Origin of the sequence: Bacillus sp. 204(2023) (assembly GCF_037027505.1) — a bacterium.
Taxonomy (GTDB): Bacteria; Bacillota; Bacilli; order Bacillales; family Bacillaceae; genus Bacillus; species Bacillus subtilis.
Genome location: NZ_JAXCHE010000002.1, coordinates 46,273 through 62,278 on the forward strand (window position 1 = coordinate 46,273; position 16,006 = coordinate 62,278).

Sequence of the window (16,006 nt, forward strand, 5' to 3'; positions counted from 1 at the left end):
GTGTGAATCTCCCTGTACAAACGGATGAACGCCAGCCAGAACAGCACAATCAGGTGCCTGATGAGTGGTTTGTCTCGAATCAGGAAAAAAATCGGGAAGCCGATTCGGTCAAGCGGCCGAGTTTGTCATACACGCAGGATGCCTGGAGGAGGCTGAAAAAAAATAAATTAGCGATGGCCGGACTCTTTATTCTTTTATTTCTTTTTGTCATGGCAGTTATCGGGCCCTTTTTATCGCCCCATAGTGTCGTACGCCAATCGCTGACAGAACAAAATCTTCCGCCCTCAGCCAATCATTGGTTCGGCACCGATGAACTCGGCCGGGATGTGTTTACCCGAACATGGTATGGCGCGAGAATCTCGTTGTTTGTCGGCGTGATGGCAGCACTGATTGATTTTTTGATCGGAGTCATTTACGGAGGCGTTGCCGGCTATAAAGGCGGCAGGATTGACAGCATTATGATGCGGATTATCGAAGTGCTGTACGGACTGCCGTACCTGCTTGTTGTCATTTTGCTGATGGTGCTCATGGGACCGGGACTGGGCACTATTATTGTGGCGCTGACTGTGACCGGGTGGGTCGGCATGGCGAGAATTGTAAGAGGCCAGGTACTTCAGATTAAAAATTATGAGTATGTACTCGCCTCGAAAACCTTTGGCGCGAAAACCTTTCGCATCATCCGGAAGAATTTGCTGCCGAATACTATGGGAGCAATCATCGTACAAATGACATTAACCGTACCTGCCGCCATATTCGCAGAATCATTTTTAAGCTTTCTCGGCCTCGGCATACAGGCTCCGTTTGCAAGTTGGGGCGTGATGGCGAATGACGGCCTGCCTACGATTTTATCTGGGCATTGGTGGCGCCTGTTTTTTCCGGCCTTTTTCATATCTCTGACGATGTACGCGTTTAATGTGCTGGGGGACGGATTGCAGGATGCGCTTGACCCTAAGCTGAGGAGGTAGCTGTATGGAAAAAGTTCTGTCAGTCAAAAATCTGCACGTGTCTTTTACGACTTACGGCGGGACGGTTCAGGCGGTCAGAGGGGTGAGCTTTGATTTGTATCAAGGAGAAACCTTTGCGATCGTCGGCGAATCCGGCTGCGGCAAAAGCGTTACCTCCCAAAGCATCATGGGCCTGCTTCCGCCTTATTCGGCGAAGGTGACAGAAGGAAGCATTCTATTTAAAAACAAAGACCTTTGCCGTCTCTCTGACAAAGAAATGAGAAGTATAAGGGGAGCCGACATTTCTATGATTTTTCAAGACCCGATGACGGCGTTAAACCCTACGCTGACTGTCGGCGACCAGCTGGGGGAAGCGTTATTGCGCCACAAAAAAATGAGCAAAAAAGCGGCACGGAAAGAGGTGCTTTCCATGCTGTCATTGGTTGGTATTCCAGATCCCGAAGAGCGCCTAAAGCAATATCCCCACCAATTCAGCGGCGGCATGAGACAGCGGATTGTCATTGCGATGGCGCTGATTTGCGAGCCTGACATCTTAATTGCGGATGAACCGACCACCGCCCTGGATGTAACCATTCAGGCCCAGATTTTAGAGCTGTTTAAAGAGATTCAGAGAAAAACGAATGTGTCTGTCATTCTGATTACACATGATTTAGGGGTCGTTGCCCAGGTAGCTGACAGAGTCGCAGTCATGTATGCCGGGAAAATGGCGGAAATCGGCACGAGAAAAGATATTTTTTATCAGCCGCAGCACCCTTATACAAAAGGACTGCTGGGTTCTGTCCCGCGGCTGGATTTAGATGGCGCGGAGCTGATCCCGATCGATGGAACGCCGCCGGATTTATTTTCGCCTCCGCCGGGCTGCCCGTTTGTCGCCCGCTGTCCGAACAGGATGGTTGTGTGTGACAGGGTGTACCCGGGCCAGACGATCAGATCTGACTCGCACAGCGTCAACTGCTGGCTGCAGGATCAACGAGCAGAGCATGCGGTGCTGTCAGGAGATGCGAAGGATTGAACAAAAAGGGGGAAGAGGATGAAACGAGTGAAAAAGCTATGGGGCATGAGTCTTGCATTAGGACTTTCATTTGCGCTGATGGGATGCACAGCAAATGAACAGGCCGGAAAAGAAGGCAGTCATGATAAGGCAAAAACCAGCGGAGAAAAGGTGCTGTATGTAAATAATGAAAATGAACCGACTTCATTCGATCCGCCGATCGGCTTTAATAATGTGTCATGGCAGCCGTTAAATAACATCATGGAGGGGCTGACGCGTCTTGGCAAAGATCATGAGCCCGAGCCGGCAATGGCGGAGAAATGGTCTGTTTCGAAAGATAATAAAACCTACACATTTACGATTCGGGAAAATGCGAAATGGACAAACGGAGATCCTGTAACAGCCGGAGACTTCGAATACGCGTGGAAGCGGATGCTTGATCCGAAAAAAGGCGCTTCATCGGCATTCCTAGGTTATTTTATTGAAGGCGGCGAAGCATATAACAGCGGGAAAGGGAAAAAAGACGATGTGAAGGTGACGGCAAAGGATGATCGAACCCTTGAAGTTACACTGGAAGCACCGCAAAAATATTTTCTGAGCGTAGTGTCCAATCCTGCGTATTTTCCGGTAAATGAAAAGGTCGATAAAGACAATCCGAAGTGGTTTGCTGAGGCGGATACATTTGTCGGAAACGGCCCGTTTAAGCTGACGGAATGGAAGCATGATGACAGCATCACAATGGAGAAAAGCGACACGTATTGGGATAAAGATACAGTGAAGCTTGATAAGGTGAAATGGGCGATGGTCAGTGACAGAAATACAGATTACCAGATGTTTCAATCAGGGGAACTTGATACCGCTTATGTCCCTGCTGAGCTGAGTGATCAGCTGCTTGATCAGGATAACGTCAATATTGTTGACCAGGCGGGTCTCTATTTCTATCGATTTAATGTTAACATGGAGCCGTTTCAAAATGAAAACATCAGAAAAGCCTTTGCGATGGCTGTGGATCAAGAGGAAATTGTAAAGTACGTCACGAAAAATAATGAAAAACCGGCGCGCGCCTTTGTATCGCCTGGGTTTACGCAGCCTGACGGCAAAGATTTCCGTGAAGCAGGCGGAGACTTGATCAAGCCTAACGAAAGCAAAGCGAAGCAGCTGCTCGAAAAGGGCATGAAGGAAGAAAACTATAATAAGCTTCCTGCGATCACGCTTACTTACAGCACAAAGCCGGAGCATAAAAAGATTGCCGAAGCTATTCAGCAAAAATTGAAAAATAGCCTTGGAGTCGATGTAAAGCTGGCCAATATGGAATGGAACGTATTTTTAGAGGATCAAAAAGCGCTGAAATTCCAATTCTCTCAAAGCTCATTTTTGCCTGATTACGCGGACCCTATCAGTTTTCTGGAAGCCTTTCAAACGGGAAATTCGATGAACCGCACAGGCTGGGCCAATAAAGAATACGATCAGCTGATCAAACAGGCGAAAAATGAAGCCGATGAAAAAACACGGTTCTCTCTTATGCATCAAGCTGAAGAGCTGCTCATCAATGAAGCGCCGATCATTCCGGTTTATTTTTATAATCAGGTTCACCTGCAAAATGAACAAGTAAAAGGAATTGTCCGTCACCCTGTCGGCTATATCGATTTAAAATGGGCAGATAAAAATTGATGGCGGTGATTGAGGAAATACTGCTTCTTTATGCGAAGGAGCGGTATTTTTTCTCTTTCTTGCACGTATACGTAGGGTGCAGAGCAAATGAAAGGAGTGTTTTCGTTGAATTACAAGCCGAAAGCGCTGAAAAAGGGTGATACAGTCGGAGTGATCGCGCCCGCAAGTCCGCCGGATCCAAAAAAGCTTGACACCGCGCTTTTATTTTTAGAAGAGCTCGGTCTTCAGGTGAAGTTGGGCAAGGCACTGAAGAACCAGCACGGCTATTTAGCGGGACAGGATGATGAGCGGCTGGCGGATCTCCATGAGATGTTCAGAGACGAGGAGGTAAAAGCAGTGCTGTGCGCATGCGGTGGTTTTGGGACAGGACGTATCGCCGCGGGCATTGATTTCAGCTTGATCCGCAAACACCCTAAAATCTTTTGGGGGTACAGCGATATTACGTTTTTACATACTGCCATTCATCAAAACACAGGTCTTGTCACCTTCCATGGCCCAATGCTCAGCTCGGATATTGGCCTTGACGACGTTCACCCGCTGACAAAAGCGTCATATAAGCAGCTCTTCCAGGAGACGGAATTCACCTATACAGAAGAGCTTTCTTCGCTGACCGCGCTTGTTTCTGGAAAAGCGGAAGGCGAGCTTGTCGGGGGTAATCTGTCTTTGCTGACGTCTACACTGGGCACGCCATTTGAAATTGATACGAGAGGAAAGCTTCTGTTTATTGAAGATATTGACGAGGAGCCTTATCAAATCGACCGGATGCTGAATCAGCTGAAAATGGCGGGGAAGCTGACGGACGCAGCGGGAATTCTAGTTTGTGATTTTCACAATTGTGTCCCGGTGAAGAGAGAGAAGTCTCTCTCGCTTGAGCAGGTGCTGGAAGACTATATTATATCTGCGGGCAGGCCTGCTCTGAGAGGATTTAAAATCGGCCACTGCTCGCCGAGTATCGCCGTTCCGATCGGTGCGAAAGCTGCTATGAATACAGCAGAAAAAACAGTCGTAATAGAGGCAGGCGTTTCAGAAGGGGCGCTGAAGACATGAAAATCATTCGAATCGAAACAAGCCGAATCGCTGTCCCGCTGACAAAGCCGTTTAAAACTGCGCTTCGCACTGTGTATACGGCTGAATCAGTCATAGTAAGGATTACTTATGACAGCGGTGCAGTCGGATGGGGAGAAGCACCCCCGACGTTAGTGATTACAGGAGACAGCATGGATAGCATTGAAAGTGCCATTCACAATGTTTTAAAACCGGCATTGCTTGGAAAAAGCCTGTCCGGCTGTGAGGCCATACTGCACGACATCCAGCATCTTCTTACAGGAAATATGAGCGCGAAGGCTGCTGTAGAAATGGCGCTATACGACGGCTGGGCGCAGATGTGCGGGCTGCCGCTTTATCAAATGCTTGGCGGATATCGAGATACGCTGGAAACAGATTATACCGTCAGTGTCAACTCACCTGAAGAGATGGCAGCTGATGCCGAGAATTATCTCAAACAAGGCTTTCAAACGCTGAAAATAAAGGTCGGAAAAGATGATATTGCAACAGATATCGCCCGTATCCAGGAAATCAGAAAACGTGTCGGATCAGCTGTGAAACTGCGTTTAGACGCTAATCAGGGGTGGACGCCGAAGGAAGCGGTAACTGCCATTCGGAAAATGGAGGATGCGGGTCTAGGCATTGAGCTTGTCGAGCAGCCTGTCCATAAAGATGATCTCGCTGGGCTTAAAAAGGTGACAGATGCAACAGATACGCCGATTATGGCTGATGAAAGTGTTTTTACACCGCGCCAGGCGTTCGAAGTTCTGCAAACCCGGAGCGCAGACTTGATCAATATTAAATTGATGAAAGCAGGCGGCATCAGCGGAGCAGAGAAAATTAATGCCATGGCGGAGGCCTGCGGGGTGGAGTGTATGGTCGGCAGCATGATCGAAACGAAGCTGGGCATTACGGCCGCGGCGCATTTTGCGGCAAGCAAGAGAAACATCACACGCTTTGATTTTGACGCGCCGCTGATGCTGAAAACAGATGTATTCAAAGGCGGCATAACATATAGCGGCAGCACGATTTCGATGCCTAGCAAACCGGGCCTCGGAATCACCGGGACTGCGCTTTTGAAAGGGGGAAAAAAGCAATGATGCACACTGTCATATCAGCAGTGGCCAACATCTGGACAGCGCCTGATTCACCACGCCCGTCTGATCAATTCATGCTTCAACGGACTGTAATGATCAGAGACTGGCTGGAGCGCATGACGTATGATGAACGGCTTGGATTATGTACAGACAATGTAATCCAAACTCAGGTTCTCTTTGGCGAAAAGGTACTTGTGACAGCGGAACAGGAGGAATGGGTTTCTGTGATCGTGCCTAGCCAGCCATCCCGAAAGGATCCGCGCGGATACCCAGGCTGGATGAAAAAGAACCAGCTGGAAAAAACAAAGCCCATCCATACACAACACGGTGTGATGATCAGCAAACCTGCTGCCTTTTTGTACAGAAGCAATGGGGAAAAGGAGATCGAATTAAGCTTTTTGACGGTTCTCCCCTTCATTGCAAAAGAAAACGGATATTTTAAGGTTTCGACTATTTTGGGAGAAAGGTTTGTGAAGCAAAGTGATGCAGTGCCTGTCAGCCAACAGAAAGGGACTGCTGAAGACATCATTCAAACGGGTGCGTTTTTCCTTGGCCTTCCCTACCTGTGGGGAGGGATCAGCGGGTTTGGGTTTGATTGCTCCGGATTTATGTACAGTATATTTAAGGCGAATGGATATAGCATCCCCCGTGATGCGGGAGATCAGGCTAAGGCGGGAAAGGGTGTCCCGCTTGATGATATGAAAGCCGGTGACCTGCTGTTTTTTGCTTATGAGGAAGGAAAAGGAGCGATTCATCACGTCGGTCTGTATGTAGGCGGCGGGAAAATGCTGCATTCTCCAAAGACAGGGAAGTCAATCGAAATCCTCACATTAAAAGAGACAATCTATGAAAAAGAATTATGTGCGGTGCGCCGCTGTTTTTCAGAATAAGGAGGGAGACAAATGATGCGACTGCCTTTGTTAGAGGTCAGCCAGCTGAAAATGCATTTTGACGCAGGGAAAAAGCGGACAGTCAAAGCCGTCGACGGGGTCACCTTTCAGATTCATGAAGGAGAAACGTTCGGGCTAGTCGGGGAATCAGGGTGCGGGAAATCAACCTTGGGGAGAGTGCTGATGCGCCTTTATCAGCCGACAGAAGGAAGCGTGACATACCGTGGCACAAATCTTCATGCACTGAGTGAAAAAGAGCAGTTTGCCTTCAACCGCAAACTGCAGATGATTTTTCAGGACCCTTATGCTTCACTTAACCCGCGCATGACCGTTCGAGAAATTATTTTGGAGCCGATGGAGATTCATAACCTCTACAATACCCATAAAGCACGGCTTCTCGTCGTGGACGAGCTGCTTGAGGCAGTAGGGCTTCATCCAGATTTTAGCAGCCGTTATCCCCATGAATTCAGCGGTGGACAAAGGCAGAGAATCGGGATTGCCAGAGCACTGTCACTGAATCCTGAATTTATCGTGGCAGACGAACCGATTTCTGCACTTGATGTCTCTGTTCAAGCGCAGGTGGTCAACCTGCTGAAGCGGCTTCAAAAAGAGAAAGGGCTAACGTTTTTATTCATTGCCCATGATCTTTCGATGGTGAAGCATATCAGTGACAGGATCGGTGTTATGTACTTAGGACACATGATGGAAATTACAGAGAGCGGCACCTTGTATCGTGAACCGCTTCATCCCTATACAAAGGCGCTTTTGTCCTCGATTCCGATTCCAGATCCTGAATTGGAGGACAAGCGTGAGCGTATTCTCTTAAAAGGAGAGCTGCCGAGCCCGGTCAATCCGCCGAGCGGATGCGTGTTTCGTACCCGCTGTCCGGAGGCGATGCCTGAATGTGGTGAATCTCGTCCCCAGCTTCAAGAAATCGAACCGGGCCGTTTTGTCGCTTGCCATTTGTATCGAAATGCTGAAACGAAGGAAAAAGTGAGATAAATAAAAAGAGTGGCTCCTTTTTACTAGAGCCACTCCATTTGTTTATACTTGATGTAAAAACTTTACACAAACCGGGTAAGGGACAGAAACCGTTGATGGGAGGAGTGTCAATCGGCCGGTTTCTTTGTCTCTTTCAAACAAGACAAGGTTGCCTGTTTCTTCATTCGAAGCAACGAGGAACCCTTCCGTTGGGTCAAATACAAAGTCACGAGGCCAGTTTCCTTCTGTCGACACTCTTTCTACGAAAGCCAGCTCTCCTGAATATTGATTCACTTCAAATACGGCGATACTGTCATGGCCGCGGTTTGCGACATAAACAAAACGTCCGTCCTGCGTGACATGAATTGCGCTTCCCTGGCTGTTATCTGTAAAATCATCAGGGATGGCAGAAACGACTTGGATTTCTCTAAATTCACCGGCTGTCGGGTTGTATTCAAGCGCAATCACTTCATTGCTTAATTCTGTCATGACATAAGCGTATTTTTCTTTCGGATGAAAAGCGATATGGCGAGGTCCTGCACCGGGAGCGAAGGAATGGTTTCCGGATTCAGTCAATACGCCGTCTTTCAGCTTATAGGTGTACAGCTTATCTATACCTAAATCAACCGCTACCACATAATTGTGTTCAGGTGTGAACCCCGCGTAGTGTGTATGCGGTTTTTCTTGTCTTTCGTGCGGCCCTCTTCCTGTGTGAGCGGCCTCTGAAACAGGTGATTGCAAGCTGCCGTCTTCCTGAACCGGAAAAACGTGTACCTTCCCGCTGTGATAATTGGCAGTCAGTACGAATTGATTTTGATCATCAACGCTTACGTGGCATGGTGAAGGGCCGTCAATTAACTGATGATTCAGAAATGTCAACTCGCCGCTGTTTTTATCGATTTGATAGGCAGCAACTCCGCCTTGGCCGTCTGCTTTTTCGATGGAATAAAGGATGGTGTTGTTTTTATTCGGCGCCACATATGTCGGGTTGCCCAGCTTTGCGGCAAGTTTTGGCTCGCTGAGTGCTTTTTTCTCAGTATCAAGCTCAAATGAATAAATTCCTTCGCTTCCGCCTTTTGTATATGTTCCGACATATCCTATGTATTTTGTCATGCGATTTCCCCCTTAAAAATGATGTCACCTCTATATTAACGTATATTGCTAAAATAAGCTGTTCAAAACATGAAAAAGGGGAAGATTCTTCATTCGCCTCGAATCAGCGGCATTGTGCAGCACCTGAAGGAGCCGCCTGATTTAATAATTTCTGACAGGTCAATTTCGATAATGTGATAGCCTCTTTTCGATAGCTGTTGATTGACATGGCGGTTGCCAGGGAGACTGATGATCGTTTTTTTTCCGATTGAAAGGACGTTGGTGCCAAGCGTAAATTGTTCGTCCTCGGGCACCTCAATAAGATCATAACGTTTTGCCAGCATATCGGCTGCATCTGGCTCAATGGCCTGTGGATAAATTAACGCTTCGCTTTCAGATACAATGTTAAATACGCAGTCCAAATGCAAAAATTTTTCATGAAGCTTCACTGGAACGATCGTATATTCAGGAAGTGCCTCTTCCAGCTGGCCGATAGCTGAAATGTCGGTGCGCTGGCTGATTCCGACATAGACAATGTCATCATCGATAATGACGTCTCCGCCTTCAATACTCGTATCAAGCATACGGGTGTAAGAGATACCTTGGCTGTGAAAAAAATCTTTTATAACGGCTTCTTCTCCTTGGCGAATCGGTTCAGTCATGCTCGACAGGAAGGCTTTTTCTCCGATGACAAATCCTATGTCCCTAGTAAAAACCTGTTCCGGGAGTCCGTCGCGAACGGGCAAAAGGACGACCTCAACGTTATGTGACCTAAGTGCCTCCACTAAGCGGCTGTGCTGGTCGTTGGCGGTTTTTACATGAATATTGTCATCTTCAAAATGTTTTTGTGTTTCGTTTATAACATCTTTTATGGTCATGTGCTCAGGTTTGCATAAGATCACTTTCTGAAGTGTGCCGTATTCCGTTCGGCATACTGTTTTGTGCTGAGATTTCGGGATGGATACGTCCATTTGTTTTTCCTCCTAAAGTGTGAAGAATACATTTATTATTCCCTCATCATGAAAATCATTAAACCATTTTAAATTTTAGACAAATGGAAGAGAATATTGTTTAATAGGAGAATATAAGTGCATTTAGCTAAAAGATCAGACATCAAAGGGGAGAAAGGTATGGAAACACCGGAAAGAAGATTTTGTAAAGAGTCAAAGGTTGTAAAAACCAGCAGGGTGTTCCCGCTTGACACGAACAACCATAATACGCTGTTTGGCGGAAAATTAATGAGCTACATAGACGACATTGCCTCTATTTCCGCGGCGCGCCATTGCAGACGTGAAACGGTAACAGCTTCAATGGATTCTGTAGATTTTTTAAAGCCGATCGGGCAAAAGGATTCTGTCTGCCTAGAGTCATATGTGACATGGGTCGGCACATCTTCCATGGAAGTATTTGTGAAAGTTATTAAGGAGCATTTGATGACTGGCGAACGGGAACTCGCTGCCACATCCTTTTTGACATTTGTCGCATTAGATTCAAATGGCAAGCCGGTGCCTGTACCGAGAGTTGTACCGGAAACAGAAGAAGAAATCATGCTTCATAATACAGCAGTACAGCGCGCTAATGAACGAAAGAACCGCAAGAAACACAGCCAAGCGCTTGCAAATGCGCTCGGAACTGATAAACCTTGGTGAACGTTAAACCCAAAACATAAGTTGTTTTGGGTTTTTTGTGCTTTTCAATGGTGATTATTACAATGGTTAGTCCGTTTTTGCTAGGGAATTCTATAAAAAAGCAACAAATGTCACGTTAAATTGATAATTTTGTGACAACTTTATAAAAGATTCATTTTAGATATATCTTTTAATCGTGAGATCATGTATTTTAAAGATATATTCTAAATACATCTTTTTGAAAGGATTGTTTATACAATGTTAGATAACAAAACAATCGAAATTATTAAAAGCACTGTACCCGTATTGCAACAGCATGGTGAAACAATCACTGGCCGTTTTTACGATCGAATGTTTCAAGACCATCCAGAGCTTTTGAACATTTTTAACCAAACAAACCAAAAGAAAAAAACACAGCGAACTGCACTGGCAAATGCCGTTATTGCAGCTGCGGCAAACATTGACCAATTAGGAAACATCATTCCGGTTGTCAAACAAATCGGCCACAAGCACCGCAGTATTGGAATTAAGCCTGAACACTATCCGATCGTCGGTAAATATTTGCTGATTGCCATTAAAGATGTATTGGGAGATGCTGCAACTCCTGACATTATGCAGGCATGGGAAAAAGCGTACGGAGTCATTGCTGACGCGTTCATCGGAATTGAAAAAGACATGTATGAACAGGCTGAAGAGCAAGCCGGCGGCTGGAAGGAGTATAAGCCATTCGTTATCGCAAAAAAAGAGCGGGAAAGCAAAGAAATTACATCCTTCTATTTGAAACCGGAAGACGGCAAGCCGTTACCTGAATTCGAAGCGGGGCAGTACATCAGCTTAAAAGTTCGGATTCCTGATTCTGAATATACGCATATCCGCCAGTACAGCCTGTCTGATATGCCGGGAAAAGATTATTATCGAATTTCAGTAAAAAAAGATGGTGTCGTGTCTTCCTACTTACACGATGGGCTGCAGGAGGGAGATTCAATAGAGATCAGCGCACCGGCAGGGGACTTTGTTTTGGATCATGCATCACAAAAAGATCTCGTTTTGATCAGTGCCGGAGTTGGCATTACACCAATGATCAGCATGCTGAAAACATCTGTTTCCAAACAGCCTGAACGGCAAGTTCTGTTCATTCATGCGGCGAAAAACAGTGAGTATCATGCATTGCGCCATGAAGTAGAAGAAGCAGCAAAACATTCTGCTGTTAAAACAGCATTTGTGTATCGCGAGCCGACAGAGGAAGACCGTGCAGGTGATCTGCATTTTCATGAAGGACAGATTGATCAGCAATTCCTCAAAGAACTGATTGCCAACACAGATGCGGATTACTATATTTGCGGTTCACCGTCGTTTATTACGGCAATGCATAAGCTTGTATCAGAGCTCGGATCAGCGCCGGAATCTATCCATTACGAGCTATTCGGCCCGCAATTAAGTTTGGCGCAGTCCGTTTGAACACATACATGAAACTCTTCTCCTTTCAGAGAAGAGTTTTTTATTGAGATATAAGAAGGTAGACAAGCGCCGGTTTCTACATCCGGACAATCACAGACCCGCCGCCATTTGTGCATACACGGTTTTGCTGTTCTTGCATTGTTCTCAGTAATTCATTGTTTACCTCAATCGCTCTAATTAGTTGCTCCATCCTTAGCTCCAAACCGGCCAGCCTGTCGATTGTTTGCTGCTGGTAGCCCGCGGGTTGGGGAGCCAATGGCAGATCAAAGGGCCAAAGGGTATTCGACTTCTGATTTTTCATATTGCGTATTGCACCTCCAATCGGTGTCACTTTCTATTATGTTATGTTCAGGCGATGTGCACGTTCGCCTATTTAGACACTGATGCATAGCGGGCCTGCCACGGGGCACAATAGGCTCAATATGACCAGCGGATGGAGGTAAAGATCGGTGTTATGGATGGTATGGGTATTTTTACTGAAGCCAGTTATCGTATTTTCGATTGCATATATTTTGTTTCGGCTTGCCGGTAAAAAAGCTGTGTCACAAATGAACAATTTTGATCTGCTTTTGACCTTCGCAATCGGAACCATTATCAGTGAGCCGATCCTTACATCCAAGCTGCCGATGTCAATTTATTATGCGGGTGCTTTTTTGGTGCTTTATCTTATCATGAGCAAGCTCTCTTTATCTAATAAATGGCGTTGGCTCCTAGTCGTGAGCCCGACTGTCCTAATCCGAAACGGGGATATTGATGAACGCGGCCTTCGTAAAGAAAGGCTGACTGTTAATGAGCTGCTTGGAAAGCTGAGGGAAAAGGGCTATGCCGACCCGGCTGACATTGATCTTGCTATCATTGAAGAAACGGGAGAAGTAAGCGTCATCCCGAAAGAGGAAGCGAGAGCGGTGCAGGTGCGGGATTTGAATATGGAAGCTGAACGGAATTTTATCCCGATTCCGCTCATACTGGATGGCGAAATCCTTGATCATAATTTGAAATATCTCCAAAAAAACCGATCTTGGCTGTTTGAGAAGCTTGTGGAAAAAGGGTACAGCCCCAAACTGCTGTCTTCGATTACCCTTGGCACGATGAATGCACGCGGTGATATATCCCTTGATTTAAATACCGCTAATGAACCGCAGCATGATCCTTACTTATATAAACCGGGAAATAACAATTAAGATGGCTCTCTCTTGTAATGAGGGCTTTTTTCTTTTTTAAAGGGGATTTTTGTTTGGTGTCAAATGTACCTAGTTAGGAGGGGAACTGAACATGAAGGACTTATCCATAAGAAACGACATGGCGCCAACGGTCAGTTTGCTGTATTCCGCAGTGGAAGAAAACAGTCTCCGTCTGGCTTCCATCGTAAGCCATATGACACACAGTGAACTTTACTATAAGGGGCGCTGCCAAACAAAAAACAGCACGGCTCAGCTTTTGCACCATATCACAAATGTTGATATCAGATGGGTCTGGCGTATCAAGGAAAATCGGATACCGAACCATATTGAACAGGCATACGGCCCGATGACAGATGAAAGCGGACGGCTGTCTGAACCGGTGAATCAGCCAGACTTAGATGAACTCCTGAAAAGACATCAGCATGTAGTAGAGGAGTTGAAATCGGTATGCTTCACTTTAACTGAAAATGCTTTGAACCAGCCGCTTTCCTTCGAAGGTGACACCGCGACGATACGATGGGGAATTTGGCATATGGCAGATCATAACCGCTATCATCAGGCACATATTGAAGCTCTCAAAAAAGAATGGAAGCAGGATGTGGCGAAGTATGAACGCTAAAACGAAGCTTGTGACTGATCGAATTCGTTTGCGCTGTATGGAAGATCGGGATCAAGCCACTTTGTTTGGGCTGCTTTTTAATGATCCTGACGTCATGAAATATTATTCCGGTTTAAAAGATAAGAGGCAAACCCGCGAGTGGGTCAATTGGAACCAACGAAATGAAAAAGGATACGGCGTTAGTCTGTGGATCGCCGAAGATAAGCGGACAGGGGAGTTTTTGGGGCAATGCGGCATCGTTCCCCAGCAGATTGAAAATCAAACTGTAATGGAAATTGGCTATATGTTTGCCCGCCGCCACTGGGGGAACGGCTATGCGCAAGAAGCGGCTCGGGCCTGTCTGGACTATGGCTTTAACGAGCGGCAGTTCGGCAAAATGGCGGCTTTGATTGATCCGGGTAACAAAGCGTCCATACGGGTAGCGGAGAAAATCGGCATGCATTACAGCAAAACGATCAGAAAATGGAATAAACCGATCGCGGTATATGAAAGAAAATCTTACAATTGAAAGATAGAGCTGAGTTTAGTATCATGATATCATGTAAAGTTTTCTAGGGTTCCGCATGTCAATTGACATGGACTGGTCCGAGAGAAAACACATACGCGTAAATAGAAGCGCGTATGCACACGGAGGGAAAAAAGCCCGGGAGAGTCAATCTCATGTGAGACGACTGTCCGGGGTTTTTTTGTTTTCGGAGAATCCTAATAGATAGAAAGGAATGACTCAAAATGAAATGGGGATTGGTCGTGCTTGCCGCTGTTTTCGAGGTTGTTTGGGTGATAGGCTTAAAGCACGCTGACTCAGCCTTAACATGGAGCGGCACTGCCATCGGCATCATATTCAGCTTTTACCTTCTAATGAAGGCGACTCACAGTCTGCCTGTTGGTACCGTGTATGCCGTCTTTACCGGGCTCGGCACAGCGGGAACAGTACTTAGTGAAATCGTTCTCTTTCATGAACCGGTTGGATGGCCGAAGCTACTGTTAATTGGTGTGCTCTTAATCGGTGTAATCGGGTTGAAGCTTGTGACACAGGATGAGACAGAGGAAAAAGGAGGCGAGGCATAATGCTGCACTGGATCAGTTTACTGTGCGCGGGCTGTTTAGAAATGGCCGGCGTGGCCCTTATGAATCAATATGCGAAAGAAAAAAGCGTGAAATGGGTGCTGTTGATCATTGTTGGTTTTGCCGCTTCATTTTCCTTGCTGTCGTACGCAATGGAAACCATTCCGATGGGAACGGCTTACGCGGTCTGGACAGGAATTGGCACCGCCGGCGGGGCGCTTATCGGCATCCTCTTTTACAAGGAGCAGAAAGACGCCAAACGGATCTTCTTTATCGCGTTGATTTTATGCTCAGCAGTTGGTTTAAAAATTCTGTCATAAATTGATTTTTATCAAATCTTCAGTATAATGGATAAATAGTTTAGACTTACAAAGATAAGAGGGATTATTCATGAAATCATATATGACTCAGCGGTTGGACGAATACCGTGACGGAAATGAGGATAAAGGGCGGCTCTTGGTCAGCTGCCCCGATCAGCCGGGTATCGTCTCTGCCGTTTCCGCGTTTTTATTTGAACACGGTGCCAATATTATAGAATCAAATCAATATACGACAGACCCTGAAGGCGGCCGGTTCTTCCTGAGAATCGAATTCGACTGCGCGGGCATTCGTGAGAAAAAAGCATCTCTTCAGGCGGCGTTTGCCTCTGTTGCGGAAAAATTCGACATGACATGGAGCTTAACTTTGGCAAGCGAACTGAAGCGTGTCGCTATTTTCGTTTCAAAGGAGCTCCACTGCCTGCATGAGCTGATTTGGGAATGGCAAACCGGCAACCTGATGGCGGAGATCGCTGTTGTCATCAGTAACCATGAGGAAGCGAGAGAGCTGGTTGAGCGCCTGAACATTCCATTCCACTATATGAAAGCGAACAAAGACATCAGAGCGGAAGTCGAAAAGAAGCAGCTTGAACTGCTGGAGCAGTACGATGTTGATGTCATCGTGCTCGCACGCTATATGCAGATTCTAACTCCTGATTTTGTTTCGGCTCATCCGAATCGCATCATCAATATCCACCATTCATTCCTGCCAGCTTTTATCGGTGCGAATCCGTACAAACGGGCCTACGAGCGCGGTGTGAAACTGATCGGTGCGACATCTCATTATGTGACAAACGATCTTGATGAAGGGCCGATCATTGAACAGGATATTGAGCGTGTGGACCACCGCGATAATGCGGAAGCGCTGAAAAACATCGGAAGAACAATTGAGCGCAGCGTGCTTGCCCGTGCTGTGAAATGGCATTTGGAAGACCGTGTCATCGTTCATGAAAATAAAACAATCGTCTTTAACTAGACTGCAAGAGGCCCGCGCAATGCGGGCTATT

18 protein-coding genes and 1 riboswitch are annotated in these 16,006 nt (G+C 46.4%); of the genes, 15 read left to right on the forward strand and 3 right to left on the reverse strand.

All coding sequences use genetic code 11. The features are described 5' to 3' along the window. Positions 1–2 precede the first annotated feature (2 nt). The 7 genes from dppC to WA279_RS04710 all read left to right on the forward strand — a co-directional run bounded on the left by dppC (position 3) and on the right by WA279_RS04710 (position 7,660). Positions 3–965, forward strand: a complete 963-nt coding sequence (gene dppC, locus WA279_RS04680; protein WP_336154484.1) for a dipeptide ABC transporter permease DppC — start codon at positions 3–5, stop codon at positions 963–965. 4 nt (positions 966–969) lie between these two features. Then, positions 970–1,977 (forward strand): dipeptide ABC transporter ATP-binding subunit DppD, encoded by a 1,008-nt coding sequence (gene dppD / locus WA279_RS04685; RefSeq protein WP_336154486.1) that lies wholly within the window; start codon positions 970–972, stop codon positions 1,975–1,977. An 18-nt stretch (positions 1,978–1,995) separates the two neighbouring features. Then, on the forward strand, positions 1,996–3,627 hold the full coding sequence (gene dppE / locus WA279_RS04690) for a dipeptide ABC transporter substrate-binding protein DppE (RefSeq protein ID WP_336154489.1): 1,632 nt from the start codon (positions 1,996–1,998) through the stop codon (positions 3,625–3,627). Between the two features lie 87 nt (positions 3,628–3,714). Continuing rightward, complete coding sequence (locus tag WA279_RS04695; protein ID WP_336154491.1) at positions 3,715–4,674, forward strand: S66 peptidase family protein; 960 nt, start codon at positions 3,715–3,717, stop codon at positions 4,672–4,674. Next, positions 4,671–5,771: an L-Ala-D/L-Glu epimerase gene (ykfB, locus tag WA279_RS04700; RefSeq protein ID WP_336154492.1), complete on the forward strand. Its 1,101-nt coding sequence runs from the start codon at positions 4,671–4,673 to the stop codon at positions 5,769–5,771. Before WA279_RS04695 ends, ykfB begins: the two co-directional genes overlap by 4 nt. Then, positions 5,768–6,658: a gamma-D-glutamyl-L-lysine dipeptidyl-peptidase gene (eepC, locus tag WA279_RS04705; RefSeq protein WP_336154494.1), complete on the forward strand. Its 891-nt coding sequence runs from the start codon at positions 5,768–5,770 to the stop codon at positions 6,656–6,658. The genes ykfB and eepC overlap by 4 nt, the downstream gene beginning before the upstream one ends. A 12-nt stretch (positions 6,659–6,670) precedes the next feature. Beyond that, the gene (locus WA279_RS04710; RefSeq protein ID WP_336154496.1) at positions 6,671–7,660 is read left to right on the forward strand and encodes an ABC transporter ATP-binding protein; all 990 of its coding nucleotides are present in this window, start codon (positions 6,671–6,673) and stop codon (positions 7,658–7,660) included. A 42-nt stretch (positions 7,661–7,702) separates the two neighbouring features. On the opposite strand, the gene pgl is transcribed toward WA279_RS04710, so the two are convergent. Both pgl and WA279_RS04720 read right to left on the reverse strand, forming a co-directional pair. After that, positions 7,703–8,752, reverse strand: coding sequence for a 6-phosphogluconolactonase (pgl, locus tag WA279_RS04715; RefSeq protein WP_336154498.1), 1,050 nt, complete (start codon positions 8,750–8,752; stop codon positions 7,703–7,705). Positions 8,753–8,841: 89 nt separating this feature from the next. Further along, positions 8,842–9,702, reverse strand: a complete 861-nt coding sequence (locus tag WA279_RS04720; protein ID WP_003232597.1) for a dimethylarginine dimethylaminohydrolase family protein — start codon at positions 9,700–9,702, stop codon at positions 8,842–8,844. A gap of 159 nt (positions 9,703–9,861) precedes the next feature. Between WA279_RS04720 and WA279_RS04725 the strand changes: the two genes are divergently transcribed. Then, positions 9,862–10,380, forward strand: coding sequence for an acyl-CoA thioesterase (locus WA279_RS04725; protein WP_336154501.1), 519 nt, complete (start codon positions 9,862–9,864; stop codon positions 10,378–10,380). Positions 10,381–10,605: 225 nt separating this feature from the next. Further along, positions 10,606–11,817 carry an NO-inducible flavohemoprotein gene (hmpA, locus tag WA279_RS04730; protein WP_336154839.1) on the forward strand — a complete coding sequence of 404 codons (1,212 nt, stop codon included), beginning with the start codon at positions 10,606–10,608 and terminating at the stop codon, positions 11,815–11,817. A 76-nt stretch (positions 11,818–11,893) separates the two neighbouring features. On the opposite strand, the gene WA279_RS04735 is transcribed toward hmpA, so the two are convergent. After that, positions 11,894–12,118, reverse strand: coding sequence for a hypothetical protein (locus tag WA279_RS04735; RefSeq protein WP_029946312.1), 225 nt, complete (start codon positions 12,116–12,118; stop codon positions 11,894–11,896). 148 nt (positions 12,119–12,266) lie between these two features. Here WA279_RS04735 and WA279_RS04740 point away from each other — a divergent pair, with 148 nt between their 5' ends. The 6 genes from WA279_RS04740 (at position 12,267) to purU (ending at position 15,975) form a co-directional block, all read left to right on the forward strand. After that, positions 12,267–12,998 carry a DUF421 domain-containing protein gene (locus WA279_RS04740; protein WP_251187014.1) on the forward strand — a complete coding sequence of 244 codons (732 nt, stop codon included), beginning with the start codon at positions 12,267–12,269 and terminating at the stop codon, positions 12,996–12,998. A 91-nt stretch (positions 12,999–13,089) separates the two neighbouring features. Then, complete coding sequence (locus tag WA279_RS04745; RefSeq protein WP_336154505.1) at positions 13,090–13,617, forward strand: DinB family protein; 528 nt, start codon at positions 13,090–13,092, stop codon at positions 13,615–13,617. Next, positions 13,607–14,125 carry a GNAT family N-acetyltransferase gene (locus WA279_RS04750; RefSeq protein ID WP_122894610.1) on the forward strand — a complete coding sequence of 173 codons (519 nt, stop codon included), beginning with the start codon at positions 13,607–13,609 and terminating at the stop codon, positions 14,123–14,125. Before WA279_RS04745 ends, WA279_RS04750 begins: the two co-directional genes overlap by 11 nt. Before the next feature lie 32 nt (positions 14,126–14,157). Beyond that, positions 14,158–14,269, forward strand: a riboswitch (guanidine-I (ykkC/yxkD leader). Between the two features lie 77 nt (positions 14,270–14,346). Further along, on the forward strand, positions 14,347–14,685 hold the full coding sequence (gene ykkC, locus WA279_RS04755) for a multidrug efflux SMR transporter subunit YkkC (RefSeq protein ID WP_003232583.1): 339 nt from the start codon (positions 14,347–14,349) through the stop codon (positions 14,683–14,685). Further along, entirely contained in the window at positions 14,685–15,002 is a 318-nt protein-coding gene (ykkD, locus tag WA279_RS04760; RefSeq protein WP_015252242.1) for a multidrug efflux SMR transporter subunit YkkD, read from the forward strand. Before ykkC ends, ykkD begins: the two co-directional genes overlap by 1 nt. Positions 15,003–15,072: 70 nt before the next feature. Beyond that, positions 15,073–15,975, forward strand: a complete 903-nt coding sequence (purU, locus tag WA279_RS04765; RefSeq protein WP_041056054.1) for a formyltetrahydrofolate deformylase — start codon at positions 15,073–15,075, stop codon at positions 15,973–15,975. The last annotated feature ends 31 nt before the right edge of the window (positions 15,976–16,006 follow it).